The organism is Nocardioides imazamoxiresistens (assembly GCF_032378595.1).
GTDB classification, from domain to species: Bacteria; Actinomycetota; Actinomycetes; order Propionibacteriales; family Nocardioidaceae; genus Nocardioides; species Nocardioides imazamoxiresistens.
Map to the genome: position 1 here is coordinate 135974 of NZ_JAVYII010000006.1, position 17399 is coordinate 153372.

The window sequence follows — 17399 nt, forward strand, 5'->3', positions numbered from 1 at the left end:
CCCTGACGGACCTGACGGCCGCGCTCAGACCATCGAGCGCGGCTGGGCCGTCGACTCGAGCACCGAGAGCCACAGGTCGCCGTCGGGGGAGACGTTGTGGGAGCGCTGCACGACCGCGCCGATCGGCACGTTGACGAAGCGGTGACGGCGTCGCCCGACGACCATGTCGGTGCGCCCCGACATGGCGGCGTGCACCGCGGTCTGAGCCAGGCGCGAGCAGTAGACGGCGTCGGCCGGGTCGGCGGGCACCGAGCGGATCAGGTAGCCGGGGTCGAAGAAGCGCAGGGTCGCCTCCTCGCCGTGCTCGGCGAAGTCGGCGCGGATCCGGTCGCGCAGGTAGCGCCCGGGGTCGCCCAGGATCGCGTTGCCCGACGCGTCGGTCGCGTCGCCGGCGCCCTCCTGCAGGTGCGGGCCGACGCCCTCGGCGACCACGACGACGGCGTACCCGCGGTCGGCGACCCGGCGGCGCAGGTGGGCCAGCAGCCCGTTCTCGCCGTCGAGGGTGAACGGCACCTCGGGGATCAGCACGAAGTTCGCGGTCTGCGCGGCGAGCGCGGAGTAGCAGGCGATGAAGCCGGCGTGGCGACCCATCGTCTGCACGATCCCGACCCCGTTGACCGCGGCCTGCGCCTCGACCTTCGCGGCGGTGATCGACTGCGCGGCCCGGGCGAACGCGGTCTGGAAGCCGAAGCTCTGGCCGATGTGGGGGATGTCGTTGTCGATCGTCTTGGGCACGCCGACGACGGCGATCTCCAGGCCCCGGCGCCGGCACTCCTCGGAGATGACGTGGGCGCCGCGCATCGAGCCGTCGCCGCCGACGACGAAGAGGATGTCGATGCCGTGGTGCACCAGCGTGTCGACCATGACGCCGACGTCGCGGGCGCCGCGCGAGGAGCCCAGCACCGTGCCGCCGCGCTCGTGGATGTCCGCGACGTAGTCCCGCGTCAGCGCCACCGGCTCGAGGCCCGTGGCAGGGTCGAGGCCGGCGTACCCGTTGCGGAAACCCACCACGTCCGAGACGCCGTAGTGGTCGTCGAGGGCACGCACCAGCGAGCGGATCACGTTGTTGAGGCCCGGGCACAGGCCGCCGCAGGTGACCACGGCCGCCTTGGTGCGCGCGGGGTCGAAGAAGATCCGGGCCCGCGGGCCGCCGGCCTCGAAGGTCGGCAGCTCCTCCCACGGCACCTGGCGGCTCTCGACGAGGGCCTGGGTGTCGTCCATGAGGATGCGGTCGCCCTCGGCGACGTAGTACTGGTTCGTCGAGCGCCCCTCGACGTAGGACGCGAGCGGGGAGTCGAGACGGGGCTCGCCGAGCGTCGCCACCTGAAGATCCGCGAGGGTCACCACGGGCGTCACCCTAGTGGGCGAGCCGAGCGGCTCGACGTGGGCGGTCCGGAGCACGGGCGGGCCGACGGCTAGGCTGCGGACGACCTTCCGCCGACGGGCCCAGGAACCCGGTGCGAATCCGGGGCGGTTCCGCCACTGTGACGCCGTGCTACGCCTGACCGGGCGGGGCGCGACCAGCCAGACACTGACCGCCGGCGGTCCCACCCGACGGGGCGAGAACCCCGAGGAGGAACCTCATGTCCGCGCGCGTCGCCCTCGTCTCCACGTCCGACACGGACCTGCTCTCCGCCCGCGCCAGCGGCGCGGGCTACACCGTCGCCAACCCCTCGCGCTCCGCCCACCAGGACATGGCGGCCGCCCTGGAGTCGGCCGACGTCGTGGTGGCCCGCATCCTCGGCTCGCCCCAGGACCTGTGCTCCGGCTTCCGGCGCATCGTCGGCACCGGCGTGCCGACCGTCGTGCTCGGCGGCGAGCAGACCCCCAACGCCGAGCTGATGGAGCTCTCGACGGTGCCGGTCGGCGTCGCCGCGCAGGCGCACCGCTACCTCGCCGAGGGCGGCCCGGAGAACCTGGCGCAGCTGCACGCGTTCCTCTCCGACACGGTGCTGCTGACCGGCGAGGGCTTCGAGCCCCCGGCCGAGCTGCCGGCCTGGGGGTGGGCGGAGCGTACGCCCGTCGCCGACGCCGCCGACCGCGCCCGGGTCGGCATCCTCTACTACCGCGCGCACCACGCCTCGGGGAACGTGGCGTTCGCGCACGCGCTCGCCGACGCCGTCGACGCGACCGGCACCTGCGTCGGCGTGCCGATCTACTCCTCCTCGCTGCGCACCGCGCCCGACAGCCTGTACGAGGCGCTCGGCACGCTCGACGCCCTCGTCGTCACGGTGCTCGCCGCCGGCGGCTCCACGCCCGCCGGCGCGAGCGCGGGCGGCGACGACGAGGCGTGGGACGTCGAGCGGATCGCGGCCCTCGACATCCCGGTCCTGCAGGCGCTGGCGCTGACCAGCAGCCGCGCCGAGTGGGAGGAGTCGGACGACGGCGTCAGCCCGCTCGACTCCGCCACCCAGATCGCGATCCCCGAGTTCGACGGCCGGATCATCACCGCCCCGTTCTCCTTCAAGGAGGTCGACGCCGACGGCCTGCCGCGCTACGTCGCCGACGCCGAGCGCTGCACGCGGGTCGCGCGCATCGCCGCGGCGCACGCCACCCTGCGCCGGGTCGAGCACGCCGACAAGCGCGTCGTGCTGATGCTGTCGGCGTACCCCACCAAGCACGCCCGGATCGGCAACGCGGTCGGCCTCGACACCCCGGTCTCCGCCATCCGGCTGCTGCGCGAGCTGCGCGCGAGCGGCTACGACCTCGGTCCCGCCGACGGGGAGGTCACCCGCCTGCTCGACCTCGACGACGACACCGCCGCGGGCGACGCCCTCATCCACGCCCTCATCGCCGCGGGCGGGCAGGACGAGGAGTGGCTGACCAACGCCGACCTCACCGACGCCCACGTGCGGATCACCCCGGAGCAGTACGCGGCGTGGACCACCGACGTGCCCACGCGGCTGCGCGCGGAGATGGTCGAGGCCTGGGGCGAGGCGCCCGGGAAGCTCTTCGTCAACGACGACAGCGAGATCGTGCTCGCCACGCTGCGCGCCGGCAACGTCGTGGTGATGATCCAGCCGCCGCGCGGCTTCGGGGAGAACCCCGTCGCGATCTACCACGACCCCGACATGGCGCCGAGCCACCACTACCTCGCGGCCTACCGCTGGGTCGAGGCGGCGCCCGAGGCCGGCGGCTTCGGGGCGCACGCGATCGTGCACCTCGGCAAGCACGGCTCGATGGAGTGGCTGCCGGGCAAGAACGCCGCGCTGTCGGCCGAGTGCGCGGCCGACGCGGTCGGGGGCAACCTCCCGCTGATCTACCCGTTCCTCGTCAACGACCCGGGCGAGGGCGCGCAGGCCAAGCGCCGCGCCCACGCCACGATCGTCGACCACCTCGTGCCGCCGATGGCACGCGCGGAGACCTACGGCGACATCGCGCGCCTCGAGCAGCTGCTGGACGAGTACGGCAACATCGCCGCGATGGACCAGGCCAAGCTGCCGGCCATCCGCGGCGAGATCTGGACGCTCATGCAGTCCGCGCAGATGCACCGCGACCTCGGGCTGGAGGAGCGGCCGGAGGACGACGACTTCGACGACTTCCTCCTCCACGTCGACGGCTGGCTGTGCGAGGTCAAGGACGCCCAGATCCGCGACGGCCTGCACGTCCTCGGCGCCGCGCCCACCGGCGAGGCGCGGGTCAACCTCGTCCTCGCGATCCTCCGGGCCGCCCAGGTCTGGGGCGGCCAGGCCGGCGCCGTGCCGGGTCTGCGGGCCGCGCTCGGCCTGCCCACCGGGGCGGGCAAGGAGCCGAGCGTCGCCGAGGTGGACGCGGTCGAGACCCGTGCCCGGGCCCTGGTGCTCGCGCTCGAGGAGGCGGACTGGGACCCGACGGCCGTGCCCGGCGTCGTGGCGCGGCTCGAGGGTGACGCCGACCCGGCGGTCGCGCAGGTGCTCGCGTTCGCGGCCACCGAGGTCGTGCCGCGCCTGTCGCGCACCACCGACGAGCTCACCGTCGTCCTGCACGCCCTCGACGGCGGGTTCGTGCCTGCCGGCCCGTCCGGCTCGCCGCTGCGCGGCCTGGTCAACGTCCTGCCGACGGGCCGCAACTTCTACACCGTCGACCCGCGCGCGGTGCCCTCGCGGCTCGCGTACCAGACCGGCGCCGCGATGGCGGAGTCCCTGCTGGCCCGCCACCGCGAGGACACCGGCGAGTGGCCCTCCTCGGTCGGCCTCTCGGCCTGGGGCACCTCCGCGATGCGCACCAGCGGCGACGACGTCGCCGAGGTGCTGGCCCTGGTCGGCGTCCGCCCGACGTGGGACGAGATGTCGCGCCGCGTCGACGGCCTCGAGCCCGTGCCGCTCGAGGAGCTCGGGCGGCCCCGCGTCGACGTCACGCTGCGCATCTCGGGCTTCTTCCGCGACGCGTTCCCGCACGTCGTCGACATGCTCGACGACGCGATCCGGATGGTCGCGGACCTCGACGAGCCCGACGAGCTGAACTACGTGCGCGCCCACGCCCGCGCCGACCTCGCCGTCCACGGTGACGAGCGCCGGGCCACCACGCGCATCTTCGGCTCGGCGCCGGGGGCGTACGGCGCCGGCGTGCTGCAGGCCGTCGAGTCGGGCAGCTGGCGCACCGACGCCGACCTCGCGGAGGTCTACACGGCGTGGGGCGGCTTCGCCTACGGCCGCGACCTCTCGGGCGTGCCCGCCACCGAGGACATGCAGGCCAACTACCGCCGGATTGCGGTGGCCGCGAAGAACATCGACACCCGCGAGCACGACATCGCTGACTCGGCCGACTACTTCGAGTACCACGGCGGGATGGTCGCGACCGTGCGCGCCCTGACGGGCACCGCGCCGCGGGCGTACGTCGGGGACTCCACCTCGCCCGACGCCGTGCGCACCCGCACGCTCTCGGAGGAGACCGCCCGCGTCTTCCGCGCCCGCGTCGTCAACCCGCGCTGGATCTCCGCGATGCAGCGCCACGGCTACAAGGGCGCGTTCGAGCTGGCCGCCACCGTCGACTACCTCTTCGGGTTCGACGCCACCGCCGGCGTGGTCCGCGACGACATGTACGAGTCGCTGACCCGCGCCTACGTGCTCGACCCCGAGGTGCAGGCCTTCCTGCGCCAGTCGAACCCGTGGGCCCTGCGCGGCATGGTCGAGCGGCTCTCCGAGGCCGCCGAGCGCGGCCTGTGGGCCGAGCCCGACCCGGCCGTGATCGAGGAGATGCAGCGCGTCTACCTCGAGGTCGAGGGCGAGATCGAGGACCGGTGAGTGCCGGGGCGTCCGGGCGCACCCTCCACGTCGTCGGCATCGGGTGCGGTGACCCCGCGCACCTGACCGGGCAGGCGGTCGCGGCGCTGGGCACCGCGGCGTACGCCCTCGCGCCCCGCAAGGCGCGCGGGGACGGGGGAGCGGACCCGCTGGTCGAGGTACGCCGCCGCGTGCTCGCCGCGGCGGCCCCCGACCTGGAGCTGGTCGAGGTCGCGGACCCCGAGCGGGACCGCTCGGCGCGCGTGGCGGGCGACGCCGAGGCGTACCGCGGCGCGGTGGCGGACTGGCACGGTGCGCGGGCCGAGGCGTACGAGCGCGTGCTCCTGGAGCGTCCCGGCGACGCCGCGTTCCTCGTGTGGGGCGACCCCGCGTTCTACGACTCCACCCTGCGCATCGTCGACGCCATGCTGGCGCGCGGCCGGGTGGGGGCCGACGTCCGGGTCGTGCCCGGCATCTCGAGCCTGCAGCTGCTCGCCGCCGCCCACCGGATCGTGCTGCACGAGGTCGGGCAGCCGATCACCGTGACGACCGGCCGGCGCCTCGGCGAGGCCGTGGCGGCCGGGGCCGAGAACGTGCTCGTGATGCTGAACGCGACGCTCGAGCTCGACGGCCTGGAGGACTGGACGATCTGGTGGGGCGCCAACCTGGCCGCCCCCGACGAGCGACTGGTCGCCGGACGCGTCGGCGACGTGCTGGACGAGATCCGGGCGACGCGTGCCGCCGTCAAGGACGCCGCCGGCTGGGTGATGGACGCGTACCTGCTCCGCCGCCCCTGACCCGCGGCCGCGCCCGCCCGGACGGGCCCTGGGAAAGAAGACGCGGGCCGGGAACGAGAGAACGCGGACCGGATCCACCTCCAGGGTGGTCCCGGTCCGCGTTCTCCGTGCTCCGGCCCGCGTTTTCTCCGGCGGCGCTCCGGCGGCGCTCGGCGGCTCAGGCCGAAGCGCGCTCCACGATCAGGGCCGCGAGCTCGTCGAGGGTCTCGTAGCCGGTGAGCTCCTCGCCGTCGACCAGCACGGTCGGCGTGCTGGCGACCCCGGCGTCGCTGGCGGCGAGGGTGCCGCGGTTGACCCAGCCGGCGAACTCCTGGTCCACGATGCCCGTGCGCACGGCGTCCTCGTCGGCGCCGGCCTCGACGGCCCGCTCGACGAGCCAGTCGTCGTCGGGCATCTCGCCGCTCTCGGCCGGCTGGTTCGCGAAGACCAGGTCGTGGAAGTCGCGGGCGACCTGGGGGCCGGAGGCGTCCATCACGACCGCGAAGGCGTTCGCCGCGCGCAGCGAGTAGTCACCGATGCGGCTGAGGAAGTTGAGGGCGCGGTACTCCACGACCGTGTCTCCGGAGGCCACCAGCTCGGCCAGGTCGTCGCCGACCGCGGCCTCGAGCTGGCCGCAGAACGGGCAGAGGAAGTCCTCGTAGATCACGACGCGGTGCGGGGCGGCCGGGTCGCCGAACGCGAGACCGCCGTCCGCGGTGACCTCGCCGACCAGGCCGGCCTCGGCGCCGTCGGCGCTCCCCTCGCCGGCCTCCGCGGTCGCGACCGCCGGGGTCGGGCCCGAGGTGGCGAGCTCGTCGTCGTCGCCGCCCAGCGGGCTGTCGCCGCCGCTGACGAGGAACGCCCCGCCGATGAGGACCGCGACGACGGCGACCACGCCGATGACGATGGCCCACTCGCGGATCCAGGCGCCCTTCTCGGCCTGGCGCCGGGCGGCTGCGGCCCGCTCCACGCGCGACGGGGTGGGGCCCGTCTTCTTCGTGGGCACCTTCTTCTTCGGCTCGCTGGCCACTTCGGTCCTCTCGGTCGTCCGGCGTTCGCGCGCCACGCTACCGGTCCTCGACAAGACGTAGAACGGCGCGTGGTCGGCGCGACGTGCGCTCGTGGCGATGGTGCCGGACGCCCGGTCGCGGGTGCGAGCCGGCGGCGTCGTCAGACGCGTCACCGTCGGGCGTCACCTCGGGCGTCACCGACCCAGGGCGTCCAGCCACGCGACGGCCTCGCGCCGGCTGCGCAGCCACACCACCTGCAGGTGCGGGTGCTGGGCGAGGGTCGTCGCGACCAGCCCGTCGCGGAGCTTGTGCCGGGTCCGCCAGGCCCACCGCACGATGTGGTCGGGGTCGCGCAGGACGCGGTGCAGTGGCTGCTCGACGTTGCCGTTCCACAGCACCGTGCGCCGCAGGCGGCGGCCCAGGGTCCGGCGGACCACCCGCGTCATGGTCACGCGGGTCGGCAGGTCGAGCCAGACCAGCACGTCGGCGCGCCCGGCGATGACGGGCCGGGCGGCGGAGTAGAGCCACTCCATCACCCAGGCGTCCTCGGCCACGGCGGCCCGCACGTCGTCGAGGAACTCGGGACGCGGCGTCCAGCCCGGCCCGTGGAAGAGCGCGTCCGTCTCCGTGTGCGGCACCCCGAGGCGGGCGGCGATGCCGCGGGCGAGCGTCGTCTTCCCGACGCCGGAGACGCCCGCGACGGCGAACCGTCGCGGGCGTCCCGGGGTCCCGGCGGCGCCGGGGGAGGGGTCGTTCAGCAGCACTTGCCGCGTGCCGAGTGCTCGCGCTCGTGGTCGCGCTGGCGCTCGAAGGCGCGCCGCGACATCGGCGCGACGCCCTCGGCGGAGCAGCGGGCGACGTACGCGTCCCACCGTCCCTCGCCGCTGACCTCCCGGAGGTACCAGCGCACCCCCGTCCAGGCCTCGCGCACGCGCACGGCGACCGCGCTCACGGCGTACCCGCCTTCTCGGCGCGCTCCGCCTCCCAGCGGGCGAGCTCGGCCTTCTCCTCCTTGGTGGCCACGAAGTCGGCCGGCGCGACCAGGGTGGACGGCGTGGCCGGCACCTCGGTGGTCGGCAGGGAGCCGGCCCGCACGGCCTTCACCCAGATCACCGCGGCGTTGGCGACCACGATGATCACGAGGACCGCGAAGGTCGCCTGCAGCACGCCGTTGGTCGTCGAGTTGCGGATGATGACGTCCATCTGGTCGGCGTTCTGGGCCGCCCCGCTGAGCTCGCCGGCGTCCCGGGCCGTGCGCGTCGCGTCGGCCTGGGCGAAGTAGCCGATCGCCGGGTTGTCGGAGAAGACCTTCTGGTAGGACGCGGTCATGGTGACCACGAGGTCCCAGGCGAGCGGTACGCCCGGCACCCAGACCCACTTGAGCCAGCCGTGCTTGAGGAACAGCGTGACGCACAGCGTCAGGGCGATGGCGGCGAGCAGCTGGTTGGCGATGCCGAACAGCGGGAACAGCTGGTTGATGCCGCCGAGCGGGTCGGTGACGCCGACGTAGAGCATGTAGCCCCAGGCGGCGACCACGACGGCCGAGGCGCCCCACGCGGCGGGCTTCCACGACGTGTCGCCGAACTTCGGCCAGAAGTTGCCGATGGTGTCCTGCAGCATGAAGCGGCCGACGCGGGTGCCGGCGTCGACGGCGGTGAGGATGAACAGCGCCTCGAACATGATCGCGAAGTGGTACCAGAACGCCTGCAGGTTGCCGCCGAAGGCGTCGGTGAAGATCTGCGAGATGCCGAAGGCCAGGGTCGGCGCACCGCCCGTGCGGGAGATGATGTCCTCCTCGACCGCCGCGGCCGCGGCGGTCAGCGCGTCCGGCGAGATCGTGTAGCCCAGGGCGCCGACGAACTGCGACGCCGTCTCCGGGGTGCCCCCGGTGGCGCCCAGCGGCGCGTTCATCGCGAAGTACAGACCCTGGTCGATGACGCAGGCGGCGATGAGCGCGGAGATGGCGACGAACGACTCCATCAGCATGCCGCCGTAGCCGATCATCCGGACCTGGCGCTCCTTGGCGACCATCTTCGGGGTGGTGCCCGACGAGATCAGGGCGTGGAAGCCGGACAGGGCTCCGCAGGCGATGGTGATGAACAGGAACGGGAACAGCTTGCCCGCGAACACGGGGCCCTCGCCCGAGGAGGCGAACGGGCTCATGGCCTCGGCGGAGAGCACCGGGTTGGCCATCACGAGACCGACGGCCAGCAGGATGATCACGCCGATCTTCATGAAGGTCGACAGGTAGTCGCGCGGCGTCAGCAGCATCCAGACCGGCAGGATCGAGGCGACGAAGCCGTACGCGACGAGCATCAGCGTCAGCGTCTCCTTGTCGAGCGTCAGCGCCTCGCCGAGGCCCCACGACTCAACGTAGCCGCCGCCGACGATGGCCAGCAGCAGGAGCACGACGCCGATGCCGGTCGTCTCGAGCACCCGGCCGGGCCGGATGTAGCGCAGGTAGAAGCCCATGAACAGCGCGATCGGGATGGTCAGGCCGATCGAGAACACGCCCCACGGCGACTCGGCGAGCGCGTTGACCACGACCAGTGAGAGCACCGCCAGGATGATGATCATGATGGCGAACACGGCGACGAGGGCCGCGGTGCCGCCGACGACGCCGATCTCCTCGCGGATCATCTGGCCCAGCGACTTCCCGTCGCGGCGCATCGAGAAGAACATGACGACCATGTCCTGCACGGCGCCGGCGAAGATGACGCCGACGATGATCCAGATCGTTCCGGGCAGGTAGCCCATCTGGGCGGCCAGCACCGGGCCGACGAGCGGGCCGGCGCCCGCGATGGCCGCGAAGTGGTGGCCGAACAGCACGCGGCGGTCGGTGACCTCGTAGTCGGAGCCGTTCTCGAGCCGCTCGGCCGGCGTGGCGCGGCGGTCGTCGAGCTTGAGCACGCGGCGCGCGATGAAGCGGGAGTAGAAGCGGTACGCGATGGCGTACGAGGCCAGGGCCGCGAACAGGATCCACAGCGCGGAGACCTCCTCGCCGCGGCTGAGGGCGAGCACCGACCAGCACACGGCGCCGACGAGGGCGACGAGCACCCAGACGGCGATCGAGGCCGGGGAGCGCCGTGACCGGGGTTCGGTCGCGGTGGGAGAGGGGGCTGACATGGGCGTCTCCAGGAGGTCGGGTGAGACGAGGACCACGGAAACCTACCTCCGCTCGGCCCCTACGCGCGCGTCACGTCGAGCGGCTCCTAGGGTGGGGCGGGTGAGCGCTGCGCTGGTGGTCGGCTTCGACCTCGACATGACGCTGATCGACACGGTGCCGGGCTTCGTCGCGACCCTGGACGCGCTGGCCGACGAGCTCGGCGTCGAGCTGCCGGTCGCCCAGCTGACGCGGCGGTTGGGCCCCCCGCTGGACCTGCTGCTCGGTCCGCACCTGCCGCCCGAGCTCCTCGCCCCGGCCTGCGACCGTTTCCGGGAGCTCTACCCCGACCTCGCGGTCACGACCGTCCCGGTGCTGCCGGGCGCCCACGAGGCGCTCGCGGCGGTACGCGGGGCGGGCGGGCGCTCCGTGGTGGTAACGGGCAAGTACGCCCCGAACGCCCAGCGCCACGTCGACCACCTCGGCCTCGACGTCGACGGCGTCGACGGCTGGGTGTGGGGCGCGCTCAAGGCCGGGCCGCTGCGCGAGCACGGCGCCCAGGTCTACGTGGGCGACCACGTCCACGACGTGGAGGGTGCGCTGGCCGCCGGTATCCGCAGCGTCTCCGTGCTGACGGGCGGCTGCGAGGCCGACGAGCTGCGCGCCGCCGGCACCCACGTGGTGCTCGACGACCTGCGCGCGTTCCCCGGCTGGCTGGCCGAGCACGCGCCGGCGCTGACGGCCGCCTGAGACGCCCGCTCAGAGTCCGCCGGCGACCCGGAGCACGGCTCCGGTCGTGTAGGACGCGTCCTCGCCCAGCAGCCAGACCACCGCGGCCGCGATCTCGTCCGCGTCGCCGGCGCGACCCAGCGGGACCGTCGGCGCCACCTGCGCCGGACGGTCGGGCTCGACGTGGAAGTCGGTCCAGGTGGTGCCGGGAGCCACGGCGTTGACCCGCACGCCGCGCTCGGCGGCCTCCCGCGCGACGCCGACGGTGAAGGCCTCGACGCCCGCCTTGGCCGCCGCGTAGTGCACGTAGCGCCCCGCGGCGCCCAGCGTCGCGCTCGCCGACGACAGCGTGACGACCGCCCCGCCCTCGCCCATCGCCGCGAGGCCGGCCCGCACCGTGGCGATCACCCCGACCAGGTTGACCTCGACGTCGCGGCGGATGTCGTCGAGGTCGTTGTCGACCAGGGCTCCGACGGCCCGGGCGGCGCCGGCGTTGGCGACCAGCCCCGTCAGCGGGCCGAGCGCGAGCGCCGCCGCGACGAAGGCCTCGACGGATCCCTCGTCTCGCACGTCGACGGCGACCGCCTCGGCCCTGCCCCCGGCCGCGCGGACGTCGACCGCGACCTGCTCGGCGGCCTCGCGGTCGCGCAGGTAGCCGACCAGCACCGTGCGGCCGTCCCGACCGAGACGGCGACACACTGCCGCCCCGATGCCGCGACCGCCGCCCGTCACGGCGACGACGCCCCGCGGGGTGCCGTCCGGGCTCGTGGGGGAGTCCTGCATGACGACCGAACCTAGCAACGTGGGCGCTAGGCTGGGCGCGGCCGGGCTGCTGCCCGGCCGTCGTGCGTCCGGAGCACCCGGAGCGACGACGGACCAGCGGGACGAGAGAAGGTCAGGCAGTGCCGACGGGCAAGGTGAAGTGGTACGACGCGGCGAAGGGCTTCGGGTTCATCGCCTCCGACACCGGACAGGACGTGCACGTGCGCGCGGACGCGCTCCCGGCGGGCGTCGCCACCCTCAAGGCCGGGACGCGGGTGGAGTTCGGCGTCGCCCAGGGCCGACGTGGTGAGCAGGCGCTGCAGGTGCGGCTCCTCGACGCCCCGGCCTCGGTCGTGCGCAACCAGACCCGCGCCGCCCGCAAGAAGCCAGACGAGATGGTCGGCATCGTCGAGGACGTGATCCAGCTGCTCGACGGCGTCGGCGAGGGCTACCGGCACGGTCGCCACCCCGACGGGCGTACCGCCCGCCCCACCGCGAAGCTGCTGCGCGCCCTGGCCGACGAGCTCGAGCTCAACGGCTGACCCGCCCGCCGGTCTCAGCGGCGCTCGTCGTCCTCGCGGCGGTCGAAGGGCCGCGGCGGCTCGGGCGGCATGACGATCGTCGTGCGACCGGCTTCCCCGCGGGCCGCGTTGTAGGGCTGGGTGGGCGGCAGGCCGTCGTCGTCGAGGTCCGCGTGGTCGTCCCGGAGGCGGTCGTCGGCGGCGTAGCGCCGCGTGGGCCGCGGCCGCGCCCCCGGGTACGCCTCGTGCTCGCGGTCGTCGGTGGGCCCCGCGGTCGCCGGACCGCTGGCCGGACCTGCTGCCGCGCCGGCTGCTGCGGCACCGGGTCGCTCGGAGGGGGAGGGGCCCTCGGCGCGGCGGCGGGCGGCGCCTCGCACCCGCTCGCCGAGCACGTAGCCGCTCCAGGCCACCAGCACGACCGCGGCGACGGTGAGGCCGACGCGCCCGTTGCCCAGCGGCACCGCGATGCCGACGAAGCCGCCGACGACCCACGCGAACTGCAGGAGCGTGTCGGAGCGGGCCAGCGCGCTCGTGCGCACCCGCTCGTGCACGTCGTGCTGGATCGTCGAGTCGAGCGACAGCTTGGCCAGCGACTGCGCCAGCCCGGCCGTCAGGCCGAGCAGCGAGAGCGTGACGACGCTGTAGAAGACGGCTGCGAGCGTGGCCACGGTGGCGGCCGCCAGCAGCGCGACCACCACGGTCACCGCCGGGTTCACGTTCTTCAGCAGCGAGGCCAGCGCGATGCCGAGCGTGTTGCCGAGGCCGGCGGCGCCGATGATGAGGGCGAACAGCACCGTCGTGCTCCAGCCGGGGCCGAACGGCTGCGTGGTGAGCAGGAACGCCACGAACATCGTCAGGAAGCCCGAGAGCCAGCGGGGGCCGCAGTTGGCCCGCAGCGCGAACGCGACGGCCGGGGGCATCCGCAGGCTGGCCTTGCGCCGGTTGCCCGGGTCACGGCCGGCGCTGGCGGCCGAGGGCCCGGCCACCAGGGACAGCCGGGTCTCGCCGTGCGAGGCGTCGACCTGGCGGGGCAGCAGGATCGCCAGGATGGTGGCGATCACGAAGATGACGAACGCGTAGCGCAGCGACCACTCGGGACCGGCCAGGGAGGCCAGCCCGGCGAGCGGCGCCGAGACGCCCGCGCCGACCACGCCCGCCAGCGAGACGCGCCCGTTGGCCTTGACCAGGGTCAGTCCGGCCGGCACGACGCGGGGCACCGCGGCGGCCCGGGTCACGCCGTACGCCTTCGACGCCACGAGCACGCCGAGCGCGGCGGGGAACAACCAGGTCGAGCCCGTCAGCACGGCGCCGGCGAGCACCCAGCACAGGAACGCGCGGATCGCCATGGTGCCGCCGACCGCCCAGCGGCGGCCGTGGCTGAACCGGTCGAGGAACGGTCCGATGAGCGGCGCGACGATGGCGAACGGCAGCATCGTGAGCGCCAGGAACTGCGCCACCTGTCCGCGCGCCTCGCCGTCCGGCACCTGGAAGAAGAGGGTGCCGGCCAGGGAGATCGCGACCGCGGCGTCGCCGGCGGCGTTGAACGCGTGCAGCTCGATGATCCGCGACAGCCCGCTCGCGCCGGCCCCCTCGGCGTGCGAGGCGCGACGCGCCTGGGTGAACGTGAAGCGACCGAACCGCGCCGTGCCCCGGGCCGCCGCGGCGACGCCGCGACCGGTGGCCTTGGCGGTGCGTGCCGCGATCTCGCCCGCCCGCGCCCCGTGGGGGTCCTGCGGGTCGGCGGGGGGCGGTGCCCCGTACGCCTCGCGCGGCCCGTGGCCCGGGGGCTCGTGGGGAGTGCCGTGGGGGCTGCTCATCGGCGTCCGGTTCCCCCTCGTCAACGGCCGGTCGGTCGGGTGGTCGAGGTCCCATACTGCCACCGCGCCCGACGCCGCGCCGCGACCCGACGCGACAGGGGCGCCGCCGATGCGTCATGATCGTGCACCGTGAGCACCACCGCACCACTGCCGCAGACCGGACCGCGCACGCGGGCCTCGGACGCCACCCTCGAGAAGGCCGAGGACGTGGCCCGTGCGGCGTTGCTGGAGCACGTCGCCGCCGACGAGGTCGGCGTGCACCTCGGCTGCTTCGTCGAGGCCGAGCGCGTGGTCACCCACACGTTCTCCTGCGAGCGCGCGGGCTACCGCGGCTGGCGCTGGTCCGTGACCGTCGCCCGGGCGTCGCGCCAGCGCACCGTCACGGTCGACGAGGTCGTGCTGATCCCGGGGGAGGAGGCCATCGTGGCCCCCGCCTGGGTGCCGTGGCGCGACCGCGTACGCCCCGGCGACCTCTCGCCCGGCGACCTGCTGCCCGTCGACGACGACGACCCCCGCCTGGTGCCGACCTGGTCCTTCGGGGACGACCCGGTCGAGGAGCTCCTCGACGAGGACGAGCGCGACCAGGTCCGCCGGGTCTCCCGCGAGCTCGGGCTCGGCCGGGTGCGGACCCTCTCGGTCGAGGGACGCGACCAGGCGACGCAGCGCTGGTACGCCGGCGTCGGCGGCCCCCACGCCGCGGTCGCGAAGGCGGCGCCGTCGGACTGCATGTCGTGCGGCTTCCTCGTGCGTCTCGCGGGCCCGCTCTCGGAGACCTTCGGCGTGTGCGCCAACGCGAACGCCAACGACGACGGCCGCGTGGTCTCCCTGGACCACGGCTGCGGTGCGCACTCGGAGGCCCAGGTCGCCCGGCGCAACCTGCCCGCGCCGCTGCCCGACCCGGTCGTCGACGAGCTCACGCTCGAGGACCTCGAGCGGTTCTGAGGCCCGACCTCAGGCGTCGTCGCGGGCCTCGCCGAGGCCCGGTGCGAGGTCCGCGCCCTGGTCGTCCTCGCCCTCGTGCGCCGCGGCGCGCGCCCGGCGGCGCCGGCGGCAGTACTCGAGCCCCAGCAGGCCGAGACCGAGCCCGGCCAGGCACGTCCACAGCACCCACTCCAGACCGAGCTCGGTGAGCCGGGAGTAGAAGGGCAGGAGCGCGACGAACGCGACCGCCCACACGATCGAGCCCACGACCACGGTATGCACGCCGTCGACGTCGAGCGGCTCGACGTCGGCGACGACGTAGGTGCGTCGCCCGATCTCGTGCTGCGTCGGCTGGTCGTCGCGGAGGTCCACGCCGTCACTGTAGTGCGGCGCCCGCCGACTCCGCCGCCCAGGAGGAATAGTTAGCACGGGTAACGAGTTACGCTCAGTGTCATGCCACCCACCACGCAGCACGTCGCCCGCACGGACGCCGGCCTCGCCTCCGAGCTCCGGGTCGCCGTGATGCGTCTGCGCCGCCGGCTGGCCATCGAGCGCGAGCCGGGCAACGACATCGGGATCGGCGTGATGGCGGTGCTGGCCTGCCTCTACCGCCGCGGGGAGCTGAGCGTCGGCGAGCTCGCGGCGTACGAGCGGGTGCAGCCGCCGTCCATGACCCGCGCGGTGCGCAAGCTGGAGGAGAAGGGGTACGTCGCACGTCGGCCCCACGAGACCGACGGCCGCCAGGTACTCGTCTCCCTCACCGACGCGGGCCGCGACCTCGTGCTCGCCGACCGTCGCCGCCGCGACGAGTGGCTGGCCTCCCGCCTGCGCGGGCTGAGCGCGGACGACCGCGCCGCCCTGCGTGCCGCCCTGCCCATCCTCGACCGACTCGCTGCGGAGGACTGATCGTTTGAGCCCCACCTTCCGGGCACTGCGCAACCCCAACTACCGCCTGTACGCCGCCGGTGGCCTGGTGTCCAACACCGGCACCTGGATGCAGCGCATCGCCCAGGACTGGCTCGTGCTCGCCGTGGCCGCCAACGGCGCCATCGCCCTCGGCATCACCACGGCCCTGCAGTTCCTCCCCATCCTGCTGCTCTCGCCGTACGCCGGCGTGATCGCCGACCGCTTCCCGAAGCGCCGGGTGCTGCAGGTGACGCAGGTGATGATGGCGGTGCCCTCCGCGGTGCTCGGCGTGCTCGCGCTCAGCGGCACCGTGGAGGTCTGGCACGTCTACCTGCTCGCGTTCGTGTTCGGCATCGGCACGGCCTTCGACGCGCCGGCGCGCCAGTCGTTCGTCAGCGAGATCGTCGACGAGGACGACCTGACGAACGCGGTCGGCCTCAACTCCGCGTCGTTCAACGCGGCCCGGCTCGTGGGTCCCGCGCTCGCCGGAGTCCTGATCGCGCTGCTGGGCGGGGGAGTGACCGGCACCGGGTGGGTGATCCTGGTCAACGCCGTCTCCTACCTGCCGGTGATCGCGGTCCTGCAGCGCATGGACGCCCGTGCGCTGCACAGCCCGCCCCGGGTGCCCCGCGGTCCCGGAGCCCTGCGCGAGGGCCTGCGCTACGTGCGCGGTCGGCGCGACCTCATGCTGATCCTGGCCGTCGTCTTCTTCGCGGGGACGTTCGGGCTCAACTTCTCGGTGACCTCCGCGCTGATGGTGACCGAGGTGTACGAGCGTGACTCCGCCGCCTTCGGGCTCGTCGGCTCGGCGGTCGCGGTCGGCTCGCTGAGCGGCGCGCTGCTGGCGGCGAGCCGGGCCACCGTGCGGCTGCGCCTGGTCGTCGTGGCGGGCCTCGTGTTCGGGGTGTCGGTGGTCGTCGCCGGCCTCCTGCCCACCTACTGGTCCTTCGTGGTGTTCGCCCCGGTGCTCGGGATCACGGCGCTGACGATGATCACCGCGGCCAACACCCGCATGCAGATCTCGACCGAACCGTCGCTGCGCGGGCGCGTGATGGCGCTCTACATGACGATCTTCATGGGCGGTACGCCCGTGGGGGCGCCGCTGATCGGTTGGATCGGCAGCCACCTCGGGGCACGATGGACGCTGATCGTCGGCGGGGCCGCGACGGTGCTGGGCATCCTGGTCTCGCTGGCGGTCCTGGGACACCTGAAGGACCTGCGCCGGCGCGTTTTGACCCCCTCCGGGGGAGCCGGTAGCCTCGCTCTTCGTGTCTGGGACAGCCAGGCCGTCGAGCGTGCCGGAAAACAGTCCGACACGCCCGACCTCGGGGGCAGCCCCCGCGAGGTCGACGCTCGGCCGGTCGCCCGGGGCACGTGAGAGAACGTCGCACCAACCGCTCCACCTTCGACCCCGGCAGGGTGCCGGGGTCTGAGATTCGACATAGAGAGGGAACCACCAGGTGCCCACCATTCAGCAGCTGGTCCGCAAGGGCCGCCAGGACAAGGTGTCCAAGAACAAGACGCCTGCCCTGAAGGGATCTCCCCAGCGCCGCGGCGTCTGCACCCGCGTCTACACCACGACCCCGAAGAAGCCGAACTCCGCACTGCGCAAGGTCGCTCGCGTGCGTCTGAGCTCGCAGGTCGAGGTCACCG

The 17399-nt window shown here is 74.1% G+C and carries 15 protein-coding genes, 1 pseudogene and 1 riboswitch; of the genes and pseudogenes, 8 read left to right on the plus strand and 8 right to left on the minus strand.

Annotated features, from left to right (window positions below):
• Window positions 1-24 precede the first annotated feature (24 nt).
• A complete protein-coding gene (locus RDV89_RS14420; protein ID WP_315733857.1) occupies window positions 25-1347 on the minus strand; it encodes an ATP-dependent 6-phosphofructokinase in 1323 nt (440 codons plus the stop codon).
• A 100-nt stretch (window positions 1348-1447) separates the two neighbouring features.
• A riboswitch (cobalamin riboswitch) is annotated at window positions 1448-1534 on the plus strand.
• A gap of 49 nt (window positions 1535-1583) precedes the next feature.
• Here RDV89_RS14420 and cobN point away from each other — a divergent pair.
• Window positions 1584-5222, plus strand: coding sequence for a cobaltochelatase subunit CobN (gene cobN, locus RDV89_RS14425; RefSeq protein ID WP_315733859.1), 3639 nt, complete (start codon window positions 1584-1586; stop codon window positions 5220-5222).
• The gene (cobF, locus tag RDV89_RS14430; protein ID WP_315733861.1) at window positions 5219-5998 is read left to right on the plus strand and encodes a precorrin-6A synthase (deacetylating); all 780 of its coding nucleotides are present in this window, start codon (window positions 5219-5221) and stop codon (window positions 5996-5998) included. Before cobN ends, cobF begins: the two co-directional genes overlap by 4 nt.
• Window positions 5999-6155: 157 nt before the next feature.
• Here cobF and RDV89_RS14435 read toward each other — a convergent pair whose 3' ends face one another.
• The 4 genes from RDV89_RS14435 to RDV89_RS14450 form a co-directional block, all read right to left on the minus strand.
• Window positions 6156-7007 (minus strand): DsbA family protein, encoded by an 852-nt coding sequence (locus tag RDV89_RS14435; RefSeq protein WP_315733863.1) that lies wholly within the window; start codon window positions 7005-7007, stop codon window positions 6156-6158.
• A gap of 174 nt (window positions 7008-7181) precedes the next feature.
• Window positions 7182-7751, minus strand: coding sequence for a P-loop NTPase family protein (locus tag RDV89_RS14440; RefSeq protein WP_315733865.1), 570 nt, complete (start codon window positions 7749-7751; stop codon window positions 7182-7184).
• Complete coding sequence (locus RDV89_RS14445; protein WP_315733867.1) at window positions 7742-7939, minus strand: CstA-like transporter-associated (seleno)protein; 198 nt, start codon at window positions 7937-7939, stop codon at window positions 7742-7744. Before RDV89_RS14445 ends, RDV89_RS14440 begins: the two co-directional genes overlap by 10 nt.
• On the minus strand, window positions 7936-10113 hold the full coding sequence (locus RDV89_RS14450) for a carbon starvation CstA family protein (RefSeq protein ID WP_315733869.1): 2178 nt from the start codon (window positions 10111-10113) through the stop codon (window positions 7936-7938). Before RDV89_RS14450 ends, RDV89_RS14445 begins: the two co-directional genes overlap by 4 nt.
• A 100-nt stretch (window positions 10114-10213) precedes the next feature.
• Here RDV89_RS14450 and RDV89_RS14455 point away from each other — a divergent pair, with 100 nt between their 5' ends.
• Window positions 10214-10840, plus strand: a complete 627-nt coding sequence (locus RDV89_RS14455) for an HAD family hydrolase (RefSeq protein WP_315733871.1) — start codon at window positions 10214-10216, stop codon at window positions 10838-10840.
• Window positions 10841-10849: 9 nt separating this feature from the next.
• Here RDV89_RS14455 and RDV89_RS14460 read toward each other — a convergent pair whose 3' ends face one another.
• Window positions 10850-11602, minus strand: a complete 753-nt coding sequence (locus RDV89_RS14460; protein WP_315733873.1) for an SDR family NAD(P)-dependent oxidoreductase — start codon at window positions 11600-11602, stop codon at window positions 10850-10852.
• Window positions 11603-11721: 119 nt separating this feature from the next.
• On the opposite strand from RDV89_RS14460, the gene RDV89_RS14465 reads away from it, so the two are divergent.
• Entirely contained in the window at window positions 11722-12123 is a 402-nt protein-coding gene (locus tag RDV89_RS14465) for a cold-shock protein (RefSeq protein ID WP_315733875.1), read from the plus strand.
• A 14-nt stretch (window positions 12124-12137) separates the two neighbouring features.
• On the opposite strand, the gene RDV89_RS14470 is transcribed toward RDV89_RS14465, so the two are convergent.
• The gene (locus tag RDV89_RS14470; protein WP_315733877.1) at window positions 12138-13919 is read right to left on the minus strand and encodes an MFS transporter; all 1782 of its coding nucleotides are present in this window, start codon (window positions 13917-13919) and stop codon (window positions 12138-12140) included.
• A 147-nt stretch (window positions 13920-14066) separates the two neighbouring features.
• On the opposite strand from RDV89_RS14470, the gene RDV89_RS14475 reads away from it, so the two are divergent.
• Window positions 14067-14861: a DUF3027 domain-containing protein gene (locus RDV89_RS14475; protein ID WP_438823289.1), complete on the plus strand. Its 795-nt coding sequence runs from the start codon at window positions 14067-14069 to the stop codon at window positions 14859-14861.
• A gap of 9 nt (window positions 14862-14870) precedes the next feature.
• Here RDV89_RS14475 and RDV89_RS14480 read toward each other — a convergent pair whose 3' ends face one another.
• Window positions 14871-15212, minus strand: a complete 342-nt coding sequence (locus tag RDV89_RS14480; RefSeq protein WP_315733881.1) for a DUF2530 domain-containing protein — start codon at window positions 15210-15212, stop codon at window positions 14871-14873.
• A gap of 81 nt (window positions 15213-15293) precedes the next feature.
• Between RDV89_RS14480 and RDV89_RS14485 the strand changes: the two genes are divergently transcribed.
• The 3 genes and pseudogenes from RDV89_RS14485 to RDV89_RS14495 form a co-directional block, all read left to right on the plus strand.
• Window positions 15294-15746 (plus strand): MarR family transcriptional regulator, encoded by a 453-nt coding sequence (locus tag RDV89_RS14485; protein ID WP_315733884.1) that lies wholly within the window; start codon window positions 15294-15296, stop codon window positions 15744-15746.
• A gap of 4 nt (window positions 15747-15750) precedes the next feature.
• Window positions 15751-17124 carry an MFS transporter gene (locus tag RDV89_RS14490; protein WP_315733886.1) on the plus strand — a complete coding sequence of 458 codons (1374 nt, stop codon included), beginning with the start codon at window positions 15751-15753 and terminating at the stop codon, window positions 17122-17124.
• A gap of 82 nt (window positions 17125-17206) precedes the next feature.
• Window positions 17207-17399, plus strand: a pseudogene (locus RDV89_RS14495) (30S ribosomal protein S12); the annotation flags it as partial.